This window comes from Roseicyclus persicicus (assembly GCF_012395815.1).
Lineage (GTDB): Bacteria > Pseudomonadota > Alphaproteobacteria > Rhodobacterales > Rhodobacteraceae > Roseicyclus > Roseicyclus persicicus.
In genome coordinates, this window is sequence record NZ_JAAZQQ010000002.1 from 214,843 (window position 1) to 229,432 (window position 14,590).

A 14,590-nucleotide genomic window follows, 5' to 3' on the forward strand; every position below is an offset into this window, starting at 1 on the left:
CCTCCATGTCAGCGCGGGGGCGCCCCGCGTCGGACCGTCACGGCCCGACGCCCCCCGACAGGTTCTGGGCGATGCCGTAGACCGACGGCCCGATCAGGATGATCAGCAGCGGCGGCAGGCAGAACATCATCGTCCCGAGCGTCAGCTTCGTGGGCAGCTTGTTCGCCTTTTCCTCGGCCCGCATCACCCGTTTGTCGCGCATCTCGTCGGCGTAGACCCGGAGCGCCTCGGCGATCGAGGTGCCGAAGGTGGCCGACTGGATCAGTGTGGTGACGAAGCTGTTCACGTCCTGGATGCCGACGCGCTCGCCCATGTCGCGCAGCACCCGCGACTTGTCCTTGCCGGCCTTCATCTCGTAGGCGACGATCTCGAATTCCTCCGACAGCGCGGGATAGCCGGCGCGGATCTCCTTGGCGACGCGGATGATCGCCTGGTCGAGCGACTGGCCCGCCTCGACGCAGACCAGCATCAGGTCGAGCGCATCCGGGAAGCCGGCCGTGATCTCGCCCTCGCGGCTCTGGACCCGGCGCTGCACCCAGTATTTCGGGGCATAATAGCCGACGGCGCCGGGGATGAGAACGGTCATGATCGAGCTCTGGGCCGTGCCGCCGCCCGACAGGATCACGAACAGCGTGCCGAGGAGCAGCCCCCCGATGCCGAGCGCGAACTGGGCGAAGTGGAAGGTCTGCACCGCGCCCTTGGAGCGGTAGCCGGCGCGCACCAGCGTCATCTGCGCGGCGCTGTATTCGGCCTGGTTCTGCGGTTCGAGATACTGGGCGAAGCGGTTCAGGCGCTCGTCCTTGCCGCCCCGGCGCAGGGCGTGCGGCGTCTCGGACACGTCGGTGCCCAGGCGCATCGCCTTGATCTTGTCGAGCGGGTCCTTCTTGCGGAACAGCATCGAGGGCAGGGCCACGATGATCAGCAGGAGCCCCAGACCCCCGGCCACGATCAGCGGCCCCATCTCGCCCAGCTGCGCCACGAGGAAGGCGTTGGCGTCGTCGAAGAGGCTTGTGAGAAAGTCCATCGCGTAGCCCTCCGTTCACACCTTGATGTTAACGAGCATCTTCATGAACATCATGTTCATGAACAGCATGACCGCCACCACGGCGCAGGCCGGGATGAAGACGGGCGTGCCCATGACCTCGTCGTAGTAGTCGGGCTGCATCACGTTGATGCCGACCAGCGCCAGCAGCGGGAACACCGACAGGAAGGTGCCCGACCACTTGGCCTCGGCGGTGATCGCCTTGACCTTGCGGAACAGCTTGAAGCGGGCGCGGATCACGCTGGCCAGGCCGGCGAGGATCTCGGCGAGGTTGCCGCCCGATTTCTGCTGGATGCCCACGGCCACCGCGAGGAAGCGCAGGTCCTGGCTGTCCAGCCGCTCGGCCATGGCGCGGATCGCCTCGGACACGTCGCGGCCATAGGCGGCCTCGTCGGCGATGACGCCCAGTTCCGAGGCCAGCGGGTCGGCGATTTCCTTGGCCACGGTGTTGATCGCGGACACGAAGGGGTGGCCGACGCGCAGGCTGCGCACCATCAGTTCCACCGCGTCGGGCAGCTGTTCGTCGATCATGGCCATGCGTTTCTTGGCCTTGCTGTTGACCCAGTAGTAGACGCCGCCGACGCCCATGGCTACCGCGACCAGCAGCCGGATCGGGAACGACGCCGTGGTCATGATCGTCAGCATCAGGAAGGCCGCGACGCCGAGGCCCAGCATCACCAGCATCAGCTGGCCGGGGGTGAAGGCGATGTTGGCCTTCTGCGCCTTGTCGGCGATCAGCGCGTAGAGCGGCAGCCGGACCGAGCCCTTGTGCTGGTTCATCTCCTTGCGGAGCTTGGCCAGCACGTCCTCGCGCGAGGTGCCTTTTTCCAGCATGGCGAGGCGTCGGTTGACGCGCGCGTTCAGGCTGATCGACTTGCCGAAGATCGCCAGGTAGACGCCTTCGACCAGCATGATGACGCCGACGAAGATGCCGATGTAGATGAGCGGTTCGATGGAGAGCTGCATGTCGCGTTACTCCGCCGCGATGGGTTCGTAGATCGACGCCGGCAGGTCGTAGCCCCACTGCCGGAAGCGTTCCGAATAGTGCGAGCGCACGCCGCAGGCCGTGAAATGGCCGATGATGGTGCCGTCGGGTTTCAGGCCGGTGCGCTGGTAGCGGAACACCTCCTGCATCGAGATGACCTCGCCCTCCATACCGGTGATCTCGGTGATCGAGACCATGCGGCGGCTGCCGTCCTGCAGGCGGCTGGCCTGCACGATCAGGTTCACGGCGCTGGCGATCTGGGCGCGCACGGCCTTGAGCGGCATCTCGATGCCGGCCATGGCGACCATGTTTTCCAGGCGCGAGCAGGCGTCGCGCGCGTTGTTGGCGTGGATCGTGGTCATCGACCCGTCGTGGCCGGTGTTCATGGCCTGCAGCATGTCGATCACTTCCTCGCCGCGGGTCTCGCCGACGATGATGCGGTCGGGACGCATCCGCAGCGCGTTCCTGAGACAGTCGCGCTGGGTCACGGCGCCCTTGCCCTCGACGTTCGGCGGGCGGCTTTCCATCCGGCCCACATGGACCTGCTGGAGCTGAAGTTCCGCCGTGTCCTCGATCGTCAGGATGCGTTCCTTGTTGTCGATGAAGGAGGACAGCGCGTTGAGCGTCGTCGTTTTACCGGAACCGGTACCGCCCGAGACGATCACGTTCAGCCGGGTGGCGACGGCGGCCTGGAGGTAGGCGGCCATTTCCTCGGAAAAGGCGCCGAACCGGACCAGGTCGTCGATGCCCAGCTTTTCCTTCTTGAACTTCCGGATCGAGACCAGCGAGCCGTCCACCGCCACCGGCGGCACCATCGCGTTGAAGCGCGAGCCGTCCTTGAGGCGGGCGTCGACGTAGGGGTTCGATTCGTCCACGCGGCGGCCCACGGCCGACACGATCTTGTCGATGATGCGCAGCAGGTGGCGCTCGTCCTTGAACCGGACGTCGGTCAGTTCCAGCCGGCCCTTGCGTTCCACGAACACGCGATTGGGGCCGTTCACCAGGATGTCGTTGACGCCCTCGTCCTTCAGCAGCGGCTCGAGCGGGCCCAGGCCCGTGACCTCGTCGAACAGCTCGACGTTGAGGGTCTGGCGGTCCTCGCGGTTCAGGACCACGCCCATCTCGGTCAGCTGTTCCGAGACGATGGCGGTGATCTCGGCGCGCAGCTCGTTTTCCTTGGCGGATTCGAGCGCGGAGAGGTTCAGGTTGTCGAGAAGCCGCGAGTGCATCTCGGTCTTGATCTCGTCGAGACGCTGGCGGCGCTTCATGTCCTTGTCGCCGTCGGCGGGCTGCGCGGCGGTCTTCGGCACCTCGGACACCACCATCGGCTTGCGCCGGATGCGCGACATCGCCGAGGGCGCGTCGTCGGCCGCGGCGTGCGAGGGGGCGGCGGCGCGGTCGTCGTCGGCCTCGGGCATCCCGGGGCGCTGCGGTTTCTTGTACTTCCCGAACATCCGAGACCCCTTTCAGATCACTTCGCGGCCGCGGCCTCGCCCAGCATGGCCTTGTGCAGGCCCGCGGCGAGCTTGGCGATTTCCTTGCGGAGCACGTTCTTGCGGGCGGTGGCGGCCAGAGGCTCGCCGTGGTCGCCGGCCTGCATCACCTGCTTGCCGCCGTCGGGCAGCTGGGTCGCGATCTTGACGCCCAGGCTTTCGGCCAGCTTCTTGACCCGGCCCTTGCCGTTCAGGTCCGTCAGGCCCGGCGCCCGGTTCAGCACGAAGTTCAGCTTTTCCACCGGCAGGTTCTCGGCGCGCAACGCCTTGATGAAGCGCATCGCGTTCTGGGCCGAGCGCATGTCCAGCTCCATCGTGGTGAAATAGACGTCCGCGCGGTGCAGCACGGTCTCGGTCCACATCACCAGGGTGTGCGGCATGTCGACGACGACGATGTCGAAGCACTGGGTGGCGAGGTTCAGGAGCGCCTCGACCTCTTCCGGGCCGATCAGGTCCAGCGGCAGCAGCTCGGGCGGCGCCGGGAAAACCGACAGCTTGTTCTCGTAGCCCAGAAGCGCCTGCTTGAACGCCTCGACATCCATCGTCTGCGCGTCCTGCAGCACCTCGATCACGGTGTCCCGCCGGGGCAGGTCGAGGTAGGTGGTCACGGTCCCGGCCTGCAGGTCGAGGTCGAGAAGGCAGACCGACGGCGCCCTCTGCTTGTCGATATTGGCCAGTTCCCAGGCCAGGTTCACCGCCAGCGTCGAGGCGCCGGTGCCGCCGGCCAGGCCCTGCACCGCGAAGACCGCGGCCTTGCCCCCGATGCGGGGCGCGATGGCCATGGGGGCGGCGGGTTCCGGCTGTGCGGCGACGACCGGGGCCACCGGGGCGGCGGCCGCGGCCGGCTCGGGGGTCGGCTGCGGGGCCCGGACCCGGGCGATGGCGTCGTGCAGGGCGCCCTCGGCCAGCGGGTAGGGCACGAAATCGTCGGCGCCGAGGCGCAGCAGCTCGTGCAGCGCGGCGGGCCCGAGGTCGTGGGCGACGAGGATCGTGCGGATGCGGCGCGCCTTGGCCGCGACCACCAGTTCGCCCACCATCCCGAGATCGAGGTCGTCCTCCGCCGTCACCGCGAGCGCCAGGAACTGGAGCGCCGAGGCGTCGGGCTGGTCGAGAAAGGCGCGCGCCTCGTCGAAGGTGAGATCGCCCCACGCTTCGCCGAGCTCGGCCTCCATGTCCTCGATCAGAAGATCGAAGTGATGGACATTCTGCGAAACGGTGCACGCCAGGACGGGCGCCGGTTCGGATCGCAAGGCAAGTCCGCTACTCATTTCCTCAAGTCCTTCACTGCCCGGGTTCCCCGGATCGTCTTTCTGGCCCGACGGCCTGCACCGTCGTGGCACCCGGCGCCCTGCTCCGGGCGGAGTCGGGGCGGTCGGGCTCAGTCTCGGACGATGGTGGGGAAAAGAGGCAACAATAGGACGAAACGGGGGGATTCGTTTGCAGCCTGGGACCTGTAGGTCGGGCCGGGGCGACCGTGGCCGCCCGGGCCTGCGGCGTGGCTCAGGAGCCGCCGCCGCCGCCGCCGCCGGTCGTGTAGGACCGGTAGACGATCTGGGCATAGCGCCCGTCCAGCACCAGCGGGTTCGTGGCGACGAAGCCCGACACCTCGGTCACGGTGCGGCGGTTGCGGCGTTCCTCGGCCTCGGTCGCCACCAGGGGCTGCGATTCCCCGAAGGACACCAGCGCCTCGAGCCGGGACCGGTCGATGCCCTGGCTGACGAGGAAGTCGACCGCGGCCCGCGCCCGGCGCAGGCCCAGCCGGTGGTTGTAGGCGCGGCTGCCGACCAGGTCGGTGTGGCCGTAGACCGAGAACCGCACCTCGGGGAAGTGCCGGATGAAGGCCGCCTGCTGGCGCAGGACGGCGCGCGCCTCCTCGTCCAGCGTGGCCGAGTTGAAGGCGAAGTTGATCGTCGTCGGCACCTCGCGGGCGAAACGCTCGCTCAGCACCTCGGCATACTGCAGCTCGCCCGAGTGGTAGAGGATGTTGTTCATCGTCGGGTTGCCGAACCCGCCCTCGTCGAGCTGCGATCCGAGCGGGGTGTTGCCGCAGGCCGACAGCGCCAGCGCGGCGGCCACGGTCAGGGCAAGGGGGCGGGCAGTCCTGGTCATGGGGCGCATCCTCTCACTCCATCACGTAGCCGTAGGAACCCGAAAAGTCCTGCCGCGCGACATCGCCCGCGGCGCCCGCCTGGGGCGTGCCATAGAGGCGGCCCTGCAGGAACAGCTGGTTCGCGGTGGGGATCGTCACCCGGTCGGTGGGCAGGGCCAACGCCTCGCCGCGGACCGGCGTCACCATGTGGGCGGTGACGATGATCACGAGTTCGGACTGCTCGCGCTGGTAGCTGGCCGAGCGGAACAGCGCGCCCAGCACGGGCAGATCGCCCAGCCACGGCACCTGGCCGATCGAATCGCGGAAGTCGTCCTGCAGCAGGCCCGCGATGGCGAAGCTTTCGCCGTCGCGCAGCTCGACCGTGGTCGATGCCTCGCGGGTGCGCAGGCCCGGAAGGCCGCTTTCGTTGCCCGGGATCTCGGCGTCGATCGAGCTGACCGTCGCGCCCAGGCTGAGGTTGATGATGTCGTCGTCCACGACCGTGGGCGTGAATTCCAGCTCGACGCCGAAGGGCTGGAACTGGACCGCCACCGAGCCGTCCTCGTCCCGGGTCGGCACCGGGAACTCGCCGCCGGCCAGGAAGCTGGCGGTCTGGCCCGACAGCGCGGTCAGGTTCGGCTCGGCCAGGGTGCGCACCAGGCCCTCGGTTTCCAGCGCCTCGAGCATGATGTTCATGCGCACGTTGCCGAAGGTCGAGGCGACGCTCAACACACCGCTCGGCGGGGCCGAGGAGCCGCTGAAGGTCGACCCGGTGCCGCCGGCGTCCTCGGTCAGGCCGAGGCGGACCCCGAGTTCCTGCCGGACTGTGCGGCTCATCTCGGCGAAGCGGACCTGCAGCATGACCTGCTGGCTGCCGCCGACGAGCATCAGGTTCGACACCCGGCCGGGCGCGTAGCGGTCGGCCAGTTCCATCGCGCGCTCGACCACGCGGCCCGAGCTGACGGTGCCCGACAGGACGATGCCGTCATTGGCGGTGCGCACCTCGATCTGTTCGCCGCGCAGGATCTCGCGCAGGCGTTCGCGCAGTTCGGCCACGTCGGGGACGACCTGCACCTCGATGTTGGCGATCAGCGCCCCGTCGGCGCCGAGCAGCGTCATGGTGGTCCGCCCCGGTGCCCGGCCCAGCACGTAGATCGTGCGTTCCGACAGGGTGGCGATGTCGGCGATCGAGGGGTTGGCGACGCTGATCTCGGCGAAGAGCAGGTCGCTCTCGACGACGACCGCCCGGTTCATCGGCACCGAGAGCGTGGCCGAGGTCTGACCCTCGACGACCCTCAGGCCCTGGGCGTCGGCGCCGGCCGCCGGAATGACGGCGAGCGCGCAACCCACCACGCATGCGCGCAGAAAATGCTTCAGGGACATGGTGATCCTGCCTCTATGACTGCTCTGCCGGCGTCTTGACGCGCCATCTTTCATCGCACCCTGCCTCAAAAACGGATTCCGCGCAAGAATCAGTCAATTGACGCGGCCTGTTCATGTGCTTTTTCCACAACTGCCTCGGAAAATCGGCAGCGGCCCGGCAGGGGTTAGCCTGCCGGGCCGCGCGGGATGTCGGGGGCGGGGTCAGTTGGTGCAGGGCACCTGAACCACCACCACGTCGGCGCCGTTGCGCTGGCGCACGGTGCAGATGCGCGGGCCTTCGACCGCCTCGGCCACTTCCTCGCGGGCGCCGAGCAGCGCGTCGCGGGACACCTCGACCGGCTCGATCTCGGTCTCGTCGTTCAGGCCCACCAGCGCCAGCGTCAGCCGGCCGGCGGCCTGCGCCTGGGTCAGCGCCGCGATGTCCTCGGGCTGGGCGGCGAAGGTGATGGTGCGCGCGATGATGGGGTTGTTGCGCTCCTCGTCGGCGGTCTGGTCGAGCGCCATGATCTGCAGCGACGAGCGCAGCAGGCGGGTGACGCTTTCGCCGTTCCGCCCGGTGCCCGTCCAGTAGACGTCGACCCGGTCGCCCGGCCGCAGGAAGCCCGACACGCCCGCGATCACGTCGATCTGCAGGGTGAAGGCGCGGGTGCCGGCCTCGAGGCGCGAGGCGACGCCGGCGTCCTCGCCGGGGCCCGTGACCTTGCTGATCAGCAGCGGCTCGTGCTGCTCCATGGTGCGCAGGACGGTGCGGGAGCCCTCCTCGCCGGGCGGGAAGATCGCGTCCGCCTCGGTGAAGGCGCCGAAGGGCACGAAGTCGGCCGGCCAGCGCACGGCCTGCACGTCCGCCGGGGTCAGCCGCTCGCCGTAGCGCAGCTGGCGCGTGACGACGAAGACCTGCGTGGTCGGCACGATCGCGGTCTGCTGCTGGGCCAGCGCCGCCTGGTACTGCTCGAAACGTTCCATGGCGACCTTCACGGCAAAGCCCGCAAGGCCAACGCCGAGGATCAGCACCAATCCGAAAACCAGTCTCATTGCATCGGTCCTTTCCTGTATTTGCCCCGACCGGCCGCAGATACGGCGCCGGGACTGAACCTGCCTCGCCAAGGCTGTTCCGAAAATCTGGCGTTTTCGTGGTGCTGCGGCGGAATTGTTTCGCCTGCGGACGGAATGGGCCGGGCACCCACGGCCGGCCCCGTCATGCGGCGGGCCGCGCGATCGCCGCGCGGCCCGCTGCCGTGTCGGGGGATCGAGGATCAGTCGGCCAGCGTGTCGCCGCCGCCGATGATCGGGTTCACGAAGAAGGTGCCGTCGCCCGGATCGGTCGCGCCGAGGGCGGCCTGGACCTCGCCCGAGAGGTCCTGGACGCCGCCGGACACCACGGCCATCACGGCCAGGCCGAGGCCCACGAGGGCCGCGGTCAGGACAACCCAGTCGACGGTGACGGCGCCGGATTCGGACGTGGCGAAGGTCTTGAGGTAGGTAATCATGGTGGTGCTCCGTTTTTCGTACTGCACAGATCGCCTGCCCGGCGGGGGCCGGGGCCGAGGGATGCCCATACGTCCCATGGAATTTGGGCCTAATTTGGCCCGGTTCGGGAAAACCCGGAGACAAGGGCCCCGATGATCGGGCGGCGGGCGGGGCGATCGTCAGACGCCGGCCGCCGGGGTGGTGCGCCATGCGAAAGGGCCGCGAGACATGCTCGCGGCCCGATCGTGAAGTTCTGCTGGGAAAGACCCGGGATCAGTCGGCCAGGGTGTCGCCGCCGCCGATGATCGCGGTGCCGAAGGCCGGAACGCCATCGGTGCCACCGGGGTTCTGGGCGCCGAGCGCGGCCTGCACTTCGCCCGAGAGGTCCTGCACGCCGCCCGAGACGACGGCCATCACGGCGAGACCCAGGCCCACGAGGGCGGCGGTCAGCACGACCCAGTCAACGGTCACGGCGCCGGATTCGGACTTGGCGAAGTTCTTGATCAGGTTGGTCATTGTTTACTCTCCAGGTTCAGGTTCGAGCGGGGCGTGACGGTGTGGTGCGTGCCGCTCTGGTTGCGATGACCCTGTTTTGCCGGCCGATCAGGGCGGGAATGGGGCCGCGCCGGGAAATGTTTGCGATTTCTGTAAGGATGTTTCGGGGCGTTTGCCCTGCCGCCGGGCCTGTCCGACAGGCCCCGGGGCTGACCGGCGCGCGCGGGGGCCAGGCGCGCGGGCGGGCGGCGGAGACACGTCCGGGGCGCGAGCTGCGCCTGCGCCCGGGACGGCCGCGCCGCGGGGCGCGCGGGCGCATCCCGGACGCGAAAAGGCCGCGAGCGGTGCTCGCGGCCAATTCGTGAACTGGTGTTGGGCCAGCCCGTCCGGGATCAGTCGGCCAGCGTGTCGCCGCCACCGATGATCGCGGTGCCGAAGGCGGGGACGCCATCGGTGCCACCGGGGTTCTGGGCGCCCAGGGCGGTCTGGATTTCGCCCGAGAGGTCCTGCACACCGCCCGAGACGACGGCCATCACGGCCAGGCCCAGGCCCACGAGGGCGGCGGTCAGCACGACCCAGTCAACGGTCACGGCACCGGACTCGGACTTGGCGAAGTTCTTGATCAGGTTGGTCATTTGTCTACTCTCCAGGTTTTGCGTTCTGCGTTTGCCTCACCGGTCTCTTGCGTGTCTGCGCCGGTTCGGATGAGCCTGTTTTCCCCTCGGATCGGGGCGGGAATTGGGCTGCGCCGGGAAATGTTTGGGAATTGTGTGCGGAAGTTTCGGGGCAGATCGGCCGTCCGGGATGTGCTATCTTGCGCCTCGCAGGCAGTCCGACACCAAGAAAACAAGGGCCCTGCGGGCAGGATCGAGCAGGCAGGCAGACGAATGGGCATGTTATCCGCGCGGCTTGGCGCGATGTTTCTGGCCGTGACGCTGGGCGGCGGTGCCGCGGCGCAGGAGGCGGCCGCGCCCGGGGCGTCCCCGGGGATTCGCCGCGTCGTGGCCCCCACGGCGGGCCAGACCGGGCCGCGCATCACCATCCAGATCACCGCCGAGGAGCACGCGCGGAACACCACGCCGCCCGGGCCGCGGGCGGTGTCGCCCCTCACGCCCCCGCCCGACGACGCGCCACGGGCCGCGGCGACGGACACCGCGGCCTGGTTCTGGTCGGCGATCTCGCCCGCGCTGCCCGCCGATCCCGGGCGGTTCCACACCGCGCAGGAGCTGCTGGCCGCCGCCCCCGAGACCGCGGGCCTGCGCGTGCCGCGGCTGGCCACGCTGCACGGCATCGTCGAGCGCCACGGCACCGAGATCCTGATGGCCAGCATCGGCACCGAGGTGTCGCCCGCGCTGGTGCTGGCGGTCATGGCCGTCGAATCGGCCGGCCGGGCCGAGGCGGTCAGTCACGCGGGCGCGCAGGGGCTGATGCAGCTGATCCCGGCCACGGCCGAGCGATTCGGGGTCGATGACCCCTTCGACCCGTCCCAGAACATCGCCGGCGGCGTCGCCTATCTCGACTGGCTGCTGGGCGAGTTCGGGGGCGACCCGCTGCTGGCGCTGGCCGGCTACAACGCGGGCGAGGGCGCGGTGCGGCAGGCCGGCGGCGTGCCGCCCTATGCCGAGACACGCGACTACGTGCCCAAGGTGCTGGCGACCTGGATGATGGCGCGCACCCTGTGCCGGACCCCGCCGGAACGGGTGTCGGACGGCTGCGTCTTCACGCCCATCGCGGTGAACTGACGGATCAGTCGAACACGTCCGCCCATTCGGGGTGCCGCCGCGCCTGCGCCTTCACGAAGGGGCAGAGCGCCACGATCTTGACCCCCTCGGCGCGGGCGTCGGCCACGAGGCGCTCGACCAGCTGCCGGCCCGCGCCGGTGCCGCGCATCGCGTCGGGCACGCCGGTGTGGTCGGCGATGATGCGGGTCGGCGACAGGATGGAATAGGTCAGCTCGGCCTCGGCGCCGTCCGCGCGCAGGACGTAGCGGCCCTTGGTGCCGGTGATCTCGCGCGCGATCTCGGTCATGCGGGGGTCTCCGGGGGCAGGGGGCGGGTCACACCCGATTCGGCGATGGCGACGAAGGTGAAGTCGCCCTCGGTCACCAGCATCTGCTGGCCGGTGCGCTGGCGGCGCACCCAGGCCTCGACATGCATGGTGATCGAGGTGCGCCCGGTCCGTGTCACCTGGGTGAACACGCTGAACAGGTCGCCCACCAGCACCGGCGCGTGGAACCGCAGCGCCTCGATGGCGACGGTGGCGCAGCGGCCCTGCGCGCGGTCGGTCGCGGTGACGCCGGCGGCGATGTCCATCTGGCTGACGACCCAGCCGCCGAACACGTCGCCGCCCGAGTTGGTGTCGCCCGGCATCGGCACGGTCTGCAACGTCAGGGTGCCCGCCGGGCGGCGCTCAGACAAGCGTCGCCTCGGTGGCGGCGCGGAGCTCGGCCTCGGTCACGCCGTCGGCGAGTTCCAGGAGCTTCAGGCCGCCCTCGACCACCTCCAGCACGCCGAGGTTGGTGATGATGAGGTCCACCACCCCGGTGCCCGTCAGCGGCAGGGTGCAGTCCTTGAGCACCTTGCTCTCGCCATGCTTGTTGGTGTGGTCCATCACCACCACCACGCGGCCGACGCCGGCAACGAGGTCCATCGCCCCGCCCATGCCCTTCACCAGCTTGCCGGGGATCATCCAGTTGGCGAGGTCGCCCTTTTCCGACACTTCCATCGCGCCGAGGATCGCCATGGCGATCTTGCCGCCGCGGATCATGCCGAAGGACGTCGCGCTGTCGAAATAGGCGGTGTGGGGCAGTTCGGTGATCGTCTGCTTGCCGGCGTTGATCAGGTCGGGGTCCTCCTCGCCCTCATACGGGAACGGGCCCATGCCCAGCATCCCGTTCTCCGACTGCAGCGTCACCGTCATCCCCTCGGGGATGTAGTTCGACACCAGCGTCGGGATGCCGATGCCGAGGTTCACGTACATGCCGTCGCGCAGCTCCTGCGCGGCGCGGGCGGCCATCTGGTTGCGGTCCCACATGGGCGTCACTCCTTGGTATCCGGGGTCGGGAATTCTGTCGCGGCAAGGGCTAGCGCAAAGGCGCGGAAAAGCGAAGCGCCAAACGCCGCGTTCATGTGCCGGTGATCGTCAAGAATGCGGCCCTCGGCGCGGAAATCCATCGCGCCCACCGCGTAGGCGGGCTTGGTCAGGAACGGCGCCGCCACGGTCTCCTCGGGCTGCGGCACGAAGGTGATGCCGCGCCGCGCCAGCGCGTGGGTCAGCGCCGCGCGGTAGAGCGTGTGGACGCGCCCGATCTCGGGCGCGCGGGCGGCCGAGGCATAGGGTTCCTGCCGGTGCGGCCCGGTGCGGGTGACGGCGACAGACGGGTAGGGGGCCAGCGCGGCATAGAGGGGCGCGACGCCGCGGAACTGCCGCGCGAGGAGGTCGACGCGGTCGGCGATGGCGGTCTCCATCGCGGCCTGGAAGCAGGCGGCCGAGATCAGCGGCAGGTCGCGCCGCGTCGGCCAGTCGACCACGTCGCAGCGGGCCGCGAGGAACAGGGTCTGCGCCATGCCCAGCGTGTCCGAGATGACGAAGGTCGCGTCGATTTCGGTCAGGTCCAGCGCCTCGGTGCCGTTGATCCGCGCGGCGAGGCGGGCGGTCTCGGCGTCGCCGGGGGCGGGGCGGAACCGCCCCTCGGCATCCACCGCGGCCTCGGCGAACTTGCCGCCGGGCAGGCCGTAGAAGGTCACGGCGAGGTCGGGAAACTCGGCCGCGATGGTGTCGGCGGCGTATTTCAGCGCGCCGGTGTTCGAGGTTCCGACGACGGCGATCCGGCGCGGCGCGGTCATGGGCGGAAGGCATCCAGCAGGATGTCCTCGCAGATCGCCGCGTCGGCGGCGTCCGGCGTCCCGGCGGGTGCCCCGGCCTCGGGCAGCGGCGCAAGGCCGTGGGCGGCGAGGAACAGGCCCATGATCCCCTCCACCACCTCGGGCCGCACGCTGCGCAGGTCGCCCGTGAAGGCGCCCGACGGGTGGGCGGGCGACATGACCAGCTCGTAGGAGGGGAAGTAGTCGATCCGCTCCGAGCTGTCGCGGAGGATGTCGCAGACCACCCGCAGCACGGCCTTGGACCGCGCCGTGGCGGTCAGCACGTGGTCGTCGGTGGCCGTCGCGGCCAGCGGCACCGGCGACACCGTCAGGAGCCAGCGCAGATCCGGGTTCACCTGCGCGAGCAGCCCCTCCAGCGCCGTGAAATCCTCCAGCACCTCGGCCACGCCGTGGTTGCGGAACGCGATGGTGTCGGGGTCCCACGCCCCCGCGATGGTGCCGGGGGCGGTGGGGTAGACGGTGCCGGTCTCGCGGTGCTCCCAGGCTTCGGTCAGGCCCAGGGTAAAGACGATCACCTCGGCCTCGCGCAGCGCGCCGGCCAGCGCGGCAAGGTGCTGGGCGCGCATCTCGGCGACCTGCTCGGGCGACGCCAGCCCCTCGGGCTCCACCCCGGGGCGCAGCGCGTCCCAGTGGCGGCCGTCCTTTTCCCAGACGGGCAGGGCGGGGGTGCGCAGGCCCAGCACCTCCTCGACCAGCTGGCGGAACTGCCGCACCGTGTAGATGTTGCCGAAGCGCGCCGCGTAGACGCCGTAGCCGAAGCGCCGCGCCACCTCGGGCGGCATCCCGCGCGGGGCGGGCTCGGCGTCGATCACCTTGAGCCCCGCGCCCTTCAGCGCCGCGCCGACATGGCTTGCGAAACAGGAGCCCGCGGTAAAGACGCGGGTCTCGGGCGTGATCGGAAAGCGCGGGCGGTAGAGGTCGGGCAGGTCGAGGGGCCCCACCCCGGCCACGCCCCCGCGCCAGAAGGCACGCTGGGGCCGGCCGCTGTAGGGGGAGGCGCCCACGGGCTCAGGCGGCGCGCGGCCGCGTGGTGCGCTGCTCGATGCGCTTCTCGTGCTCGCCCTGGATCAGGCGGTGCACGTAGATGCCCGGCAGGTGGATGGTGTCGGGGTCGAGGCTGCCGGTCGGGACGATCTCCTCCACCTCCATGATGCAGACCTTGCCGCACATGGCCGCCGGCGGGTTGAAGTTGCGGGCAGTCTTGCGGAACACCGCGTTGCCGGTCTCGTCGGCCTTCCACGCCTTGACGATGGACAGGTCGGCGAAGATGCCCCGCTCGAGGATGTAGGTCTGCCCGTCGAAGTCCTTGTGCTCCTTGCCCTCGGCGATGACGGTGCCGACGCCGGTCTTGGTGTAGAAGCCGGGGATGCCCGCGCCGCCCGCGCGCATGCGCTCGGCCAGCGTGCCCTGCGGGTTGAACTCCAGCTCCAGCTCGCCCGACAGGTACTGGCGCATGAATTCCGCGTTCTCGCCCACGTAGGACGACATCATCTTCTTCACCTGCCGGGTCGCCAGCAGCTTGCCGAGGCCGAAGCCGTCGATGCCGGCGTTGTTCGAGGCGACGGTCAGGTCCTTGACGCCCGACTCGACGATGCCCTCGATCAGCAGCTCGGGGATGCCGCAGAGGCCGAAGCCCCCCGAGGCGATCAACATGCCGTCGAACAGAACCCCGTCGAGCGCCTCTTTCGCCGAGCCGTAGACCTTTTTCATCTGGGCGATCCTCTGCTTGTCCGATGTTGGGCCGCAACCTGC

Annotated in this window: 17 protein-coding genes; 1 reads left to right on the forward strand and 16 read right to left on the reverse strand. The window is 69.7% G+C overall.

Features of this window, described 5'->3' with window-relative positions:
• Nucleotides 1–37 precede the first annotated feature (37 nt).
• The 10 genes from HCU73_RS06255 to HCU73_RS06300 form a co-directional block, all read right to left on the reverse strand.
• The gene (locus HCU73_RS06255) at nt 38–1,024 is read right to left on the reverse strand and encodes a type II secretion system F family protein (RefSeq protein WP_168622574.1); all 987 of its coding nucleotides are present in this window, start codon (nt 1,022–1,024) and stop codon (nt 38–40) included.
• A 15-nt stretch (nt 1,025–1,039) separates the two neighbouring features.
• Nucleotides 1,040–2,008, reverse strand: coding sequence for a type II secretion system F family protein (locus tag HCU73_RS06260; RefSeq protein WP_168622575.1), 969 nt, complete (start codon nt 2,006–2,008; stop codon nt 1,040–1,042).
• Between the two features lie 6 nt (nt 2,009–2,014).
• On the reverse strand, nt 2,015–3,481 hold the full coding sequence (locus HCU73_RS06265; RefSeq protein WP_168622576.1) for a TadA family conjugal transfer-associated ATPase: 1,467 nt from the start codon (nt 3,479–3,481) through the stop codon (nt 2,015–2,017).
• A gap of 17 nt (nt 3,482–3,498) precedes the next feature.
• On the reverse strand, nt 3,499–4,788 hold the full coding sequence (locus HCU73_RS06270; RefSeq protein WP_168622577.1) for a CpaE/TadZ family protein: 1,290 nt from the start codon (nt 4,786–4,788) through the stop codon (nt 3,499–3,501).
• Nucleotides 4,789–5,020: 232 nt separating this feature from the next.
• A complete protein-coding gene (locus HCU73_RS06275) occupies nt 5,021–5,629 on the reverse strand; it encodes an OmpA family protein (RefSeq protein ID WP_168622578.1) in 609 nt (202 codons plus the stop codon).
• 13 nt (nt 5,630–5,642) lie between these two features.
• Complete coding sequence (locus HCU73_RS06280) at nt 5,643–6,992, reverse strand: type II and III secretion system protein family protein (RefSeq protein WP_168622579.1); 1,350 nt, start codon at nt 6,990–6,992, stop codon at nt 5,643–5,645.
• A gap of 201 nt (nt 6,993–7,193) precedes the next feature.
• On the reverse strand, nt 7,194–8,024 hold the full coding sequence (cpaB, locus tag HCU73_RS06285) for a Flp pilus assembly protein CpaB (RefSeq protein ID WP_168622580.1): 831 nt from the start codon (nt 8,022–8,024) through the stop codon (nt 7,194–7,196).
• A gap of 221 nt (nt 8,025–8,245) precedes the next feature.
• Nucleotides 8,246–8,479, reverse strand: coding sequence for a hypothetical protein (locus HCU73_RS06290; protein WP_168622581.1), 234 nt, complete (start codon nt 8,477–8,479; stop codon nt 8,246–8,248).
• A 253-nt stretch (nt 8,480–8,732) separates the two neighbouring features.
• Nucleotides 8,733–8,975 carry a hypothetical protein gene (locus HCU73_RS06295; protein ID WP_168622582.1) on the reverse strand — a complete coding sequence of 81 codons (243 nt, stop codon included), beginning with the start codon at nt 8,973–8,975 and terminating at the stop codon, nt 8,733–8,735.
• A gap of 371 nt (nt 8,976–9,346) precedes the next feature.
• The gene (locus HCU73_RS06300) at nt 9,347–9,589 is read right to left on the reverse strand and encodes a hypothetical protein (protein ID WP_168622583.1); all 243 of its coding nucleotides are present in this window, start codon (nt 9,587–9,589) and stop codon (nt 9,347–9,349) included.
• 252 nt (nt 9,590–9,841) lie between these two features.
• Here HCU73_RS06300 and HCU73_RS06305 point away from each other — a divergent pair, with 252 nt between their 5' ends.
• A complete protein-coding gene (locus tag HCU73_RS06305) occupies nt 9,842–10,696 on the forward strand; it encodes a lytic transglycosylase domain-containing protein (protein ID WP_168622584.1) in 855 nt (284 codons plus the stop codon).
• A gap of 4 nt (nt 10,697–10,700) precedes the next feature.
• Here the strand turns inward: HCU73_RS06305 and HCU73_RS06310 are convergent, their stop codons facing one another.
• Genes HCU73_RS06310 through HCU73_RS06335 form a run of 6 tightly spaced genes read right to left on the reverse strand, consistent with a single transcriptional unit; the run spans nt 10,701 to nt 14,548 of the window.
• On the reverse strand, nt 10,701–10,982 hold the full coding sequence (locus HCU73_RS06310; RefSeq protein ID WP_168622585.1) for a GNAT family N-acetyltransferase: 282 nt from the start codon (nt 10,980–10,982) through the stop codon (nt 10,701–10,703).
• Nucleotides 10,979–11,371 (reverse strand): acyl-CoA thioesterase, encoded by a 393-nt coding sequence (locus HCU73_RS06315; protein ID WP_168622586.1) that lies wholly within the window; start codon nt 11,369–11,371, stop codon nt 10,979–10,981. Before HCU73_RS06315 ends, HCU73_RS06310 begins: the two co-directional genes overlap by 4 nt.
• Complete coding sequence (locus HCU73_RS06320) at nt 11,364–11,987, reverse strand: CoA transferase subunit B (protein ID WP_168622587.1); 624 nt, start codon at nt 11,985–11,987, stop codon at nt 11,364–11,366. Before HCU73_RS06320 ends, HCU73_RS06315 begins: the two co-directional genes overlap by 8 nt.
• 5 nt (nt 11,988–11,992) lie before the next feature.
• Complete coding sequence (locus tag HCU73_RS06325; protein ID WP_168622588.1) at nt 11,993–12,799, reverse strand: hypothetical protein; 807 nt, start codon at nt 12,797–12,799, stop codon at nt 11,993–11,995.
• The gene (locus HCU73_RS06330) at nt 12,796–13,788 is read right to left on the reverse strand and encodes a GSCFA domain-containing protein (protein ID WP_210730525.1); all 993 of its coding nucleotides are present in this window, start codon (nt 13,786–13,788) and stop codon (nt 12,796–12,798) included. Before HCU73_RS06330 ends, HCU73_RS06325 begins: the two co-directional genes overlap by 4 nt.
• Before the next feature lie 58 nt (nt 13,789–13,846).
• The gene (locus HCU73_RS06335; RefSeq protein WP_168622590.1) at nt 13,847–14,548 is read right to left on the reverse strand and encodes a CoA transferase subunit A; all 702 of its coding nucleotides are present in this window, start codon (nt 14,546–14,548) and stop codon (nt 13,847–13,849) included.
• Nucleotides 14,549–14,590: the final 42 nt, after the last annotated feature.

Excerpts from the sequence above, each read along its gene's own strand:
- HCU73_RS06305 (WP_168622584.1), top strand. The coding sequence starts at position 9,842 with ATGGGCATGTTATCCGCGCGGCTTGGCGCGATGTTTCTGGCCGTGACG.
- HCU73_RS06325 (WP_168622588.1), bottom strand. The coding sequence starts at position 12,799 with ATGACCGCGCCGCGCCGGATCGCCGTCGTCGGAACCTCGAACACCGGC.
- cpaB (WP_168622580.1), bottom strand. The coding sequence starts at position 8,024 with ATGAGACTGGTTTTCGGATTGGTGCTGATCCTCGGCGTTGGCCTTGCG.
- HCU73_RS06270 (WP_168622577.1), bottom strand. The coding sequence starts at position 4,788 with ATGAGTAGCGGACTTGCCTTGCGATCCGAACCGGCGCCCGTCCTGGCG.
- HCU73_RS06320 (WP_168622587.1), bottom strand. The coding sequence starts at position 11,987 with ATGTGGGACCGCAACCAGATGGCCGCCCGCGCCGCGCAGGAGCTGCGC.
- HCU73_RS06255 (WP_168622574.1), bottom strand. The coding sequence starts at position 1,024 with ATGGACTTTCTCACAAGCCTCTTCGACGACGCCAACGCCTTCCTCGTG.
- HCU73_RS06290 (WP_168622581.1), bottom strand. The coding sequence starts at position 8,479 with ATGATTACCTACCTCAAGACCTTCGCCACGTCCGAATCCGGCGCCGTC.
- HCU73_RS06335 (WP_168622590.1), bottom strand. The coding sequence starts at position 14,548 with ATGAAAAAGGTCTACGGCTCGGCGAAAGAGGCGCTCGACGGGGTTCTG.
- HCU73_RS06310 (WP_168622585.1), bottom strand. The coding sequence starts at position 10,982 with ATGACCGAGATCGCGCGCGAGATCACCGGCACCAAGGGCCGCTACGTC.
- HCU73_RS06275 (WP_168622578.1), bottom strand. The coding sequence starts at position 5,629 with ATGACCAGGACTGCCCGCCCCCTTGCCCTGACCGTGGCCGCCGCGCTG.
- HCU73_RS06295 (WP_168622582.1), bottom strand. The coding sequence starts at position 8,975 with ATGACCAACCTGATCAAGAACTTCGCCAAGTCCGAATCCGGCGCCGTG.
- HCU73_RS06260 (WP_168622575.1), bottom strand. The coding sequence starts at position 2,008 with ATGCAGCTCTCCATCGAACCGCTCATCTACATCGGCATCTTCGTCGGC.
- HCU73_RS06300 (WP_168622583.1), bottom strand. The coding sequence starts at position 9,589 with ATGACCAACCTGATCAAGAACTTCGCCAAGTCCGAGTCCGGTGCCGTG.
- HCU73_RS06280 (WP_168622579.1), bottom strand. The coding sequence starts at position 6,992 with ATGTCCCTGAAGCATTTTCTGCGCGCATGCGTGGTGGGTTGCGCGCTC.
- HCU73_RS06265 (WP_168622576.1), bottom strand. The coding sequence starts at position 3,481 with ATGTTCGGGAAGTACAAGAAACCGCAGCGCCCCGGGATGCCCGAGGCC.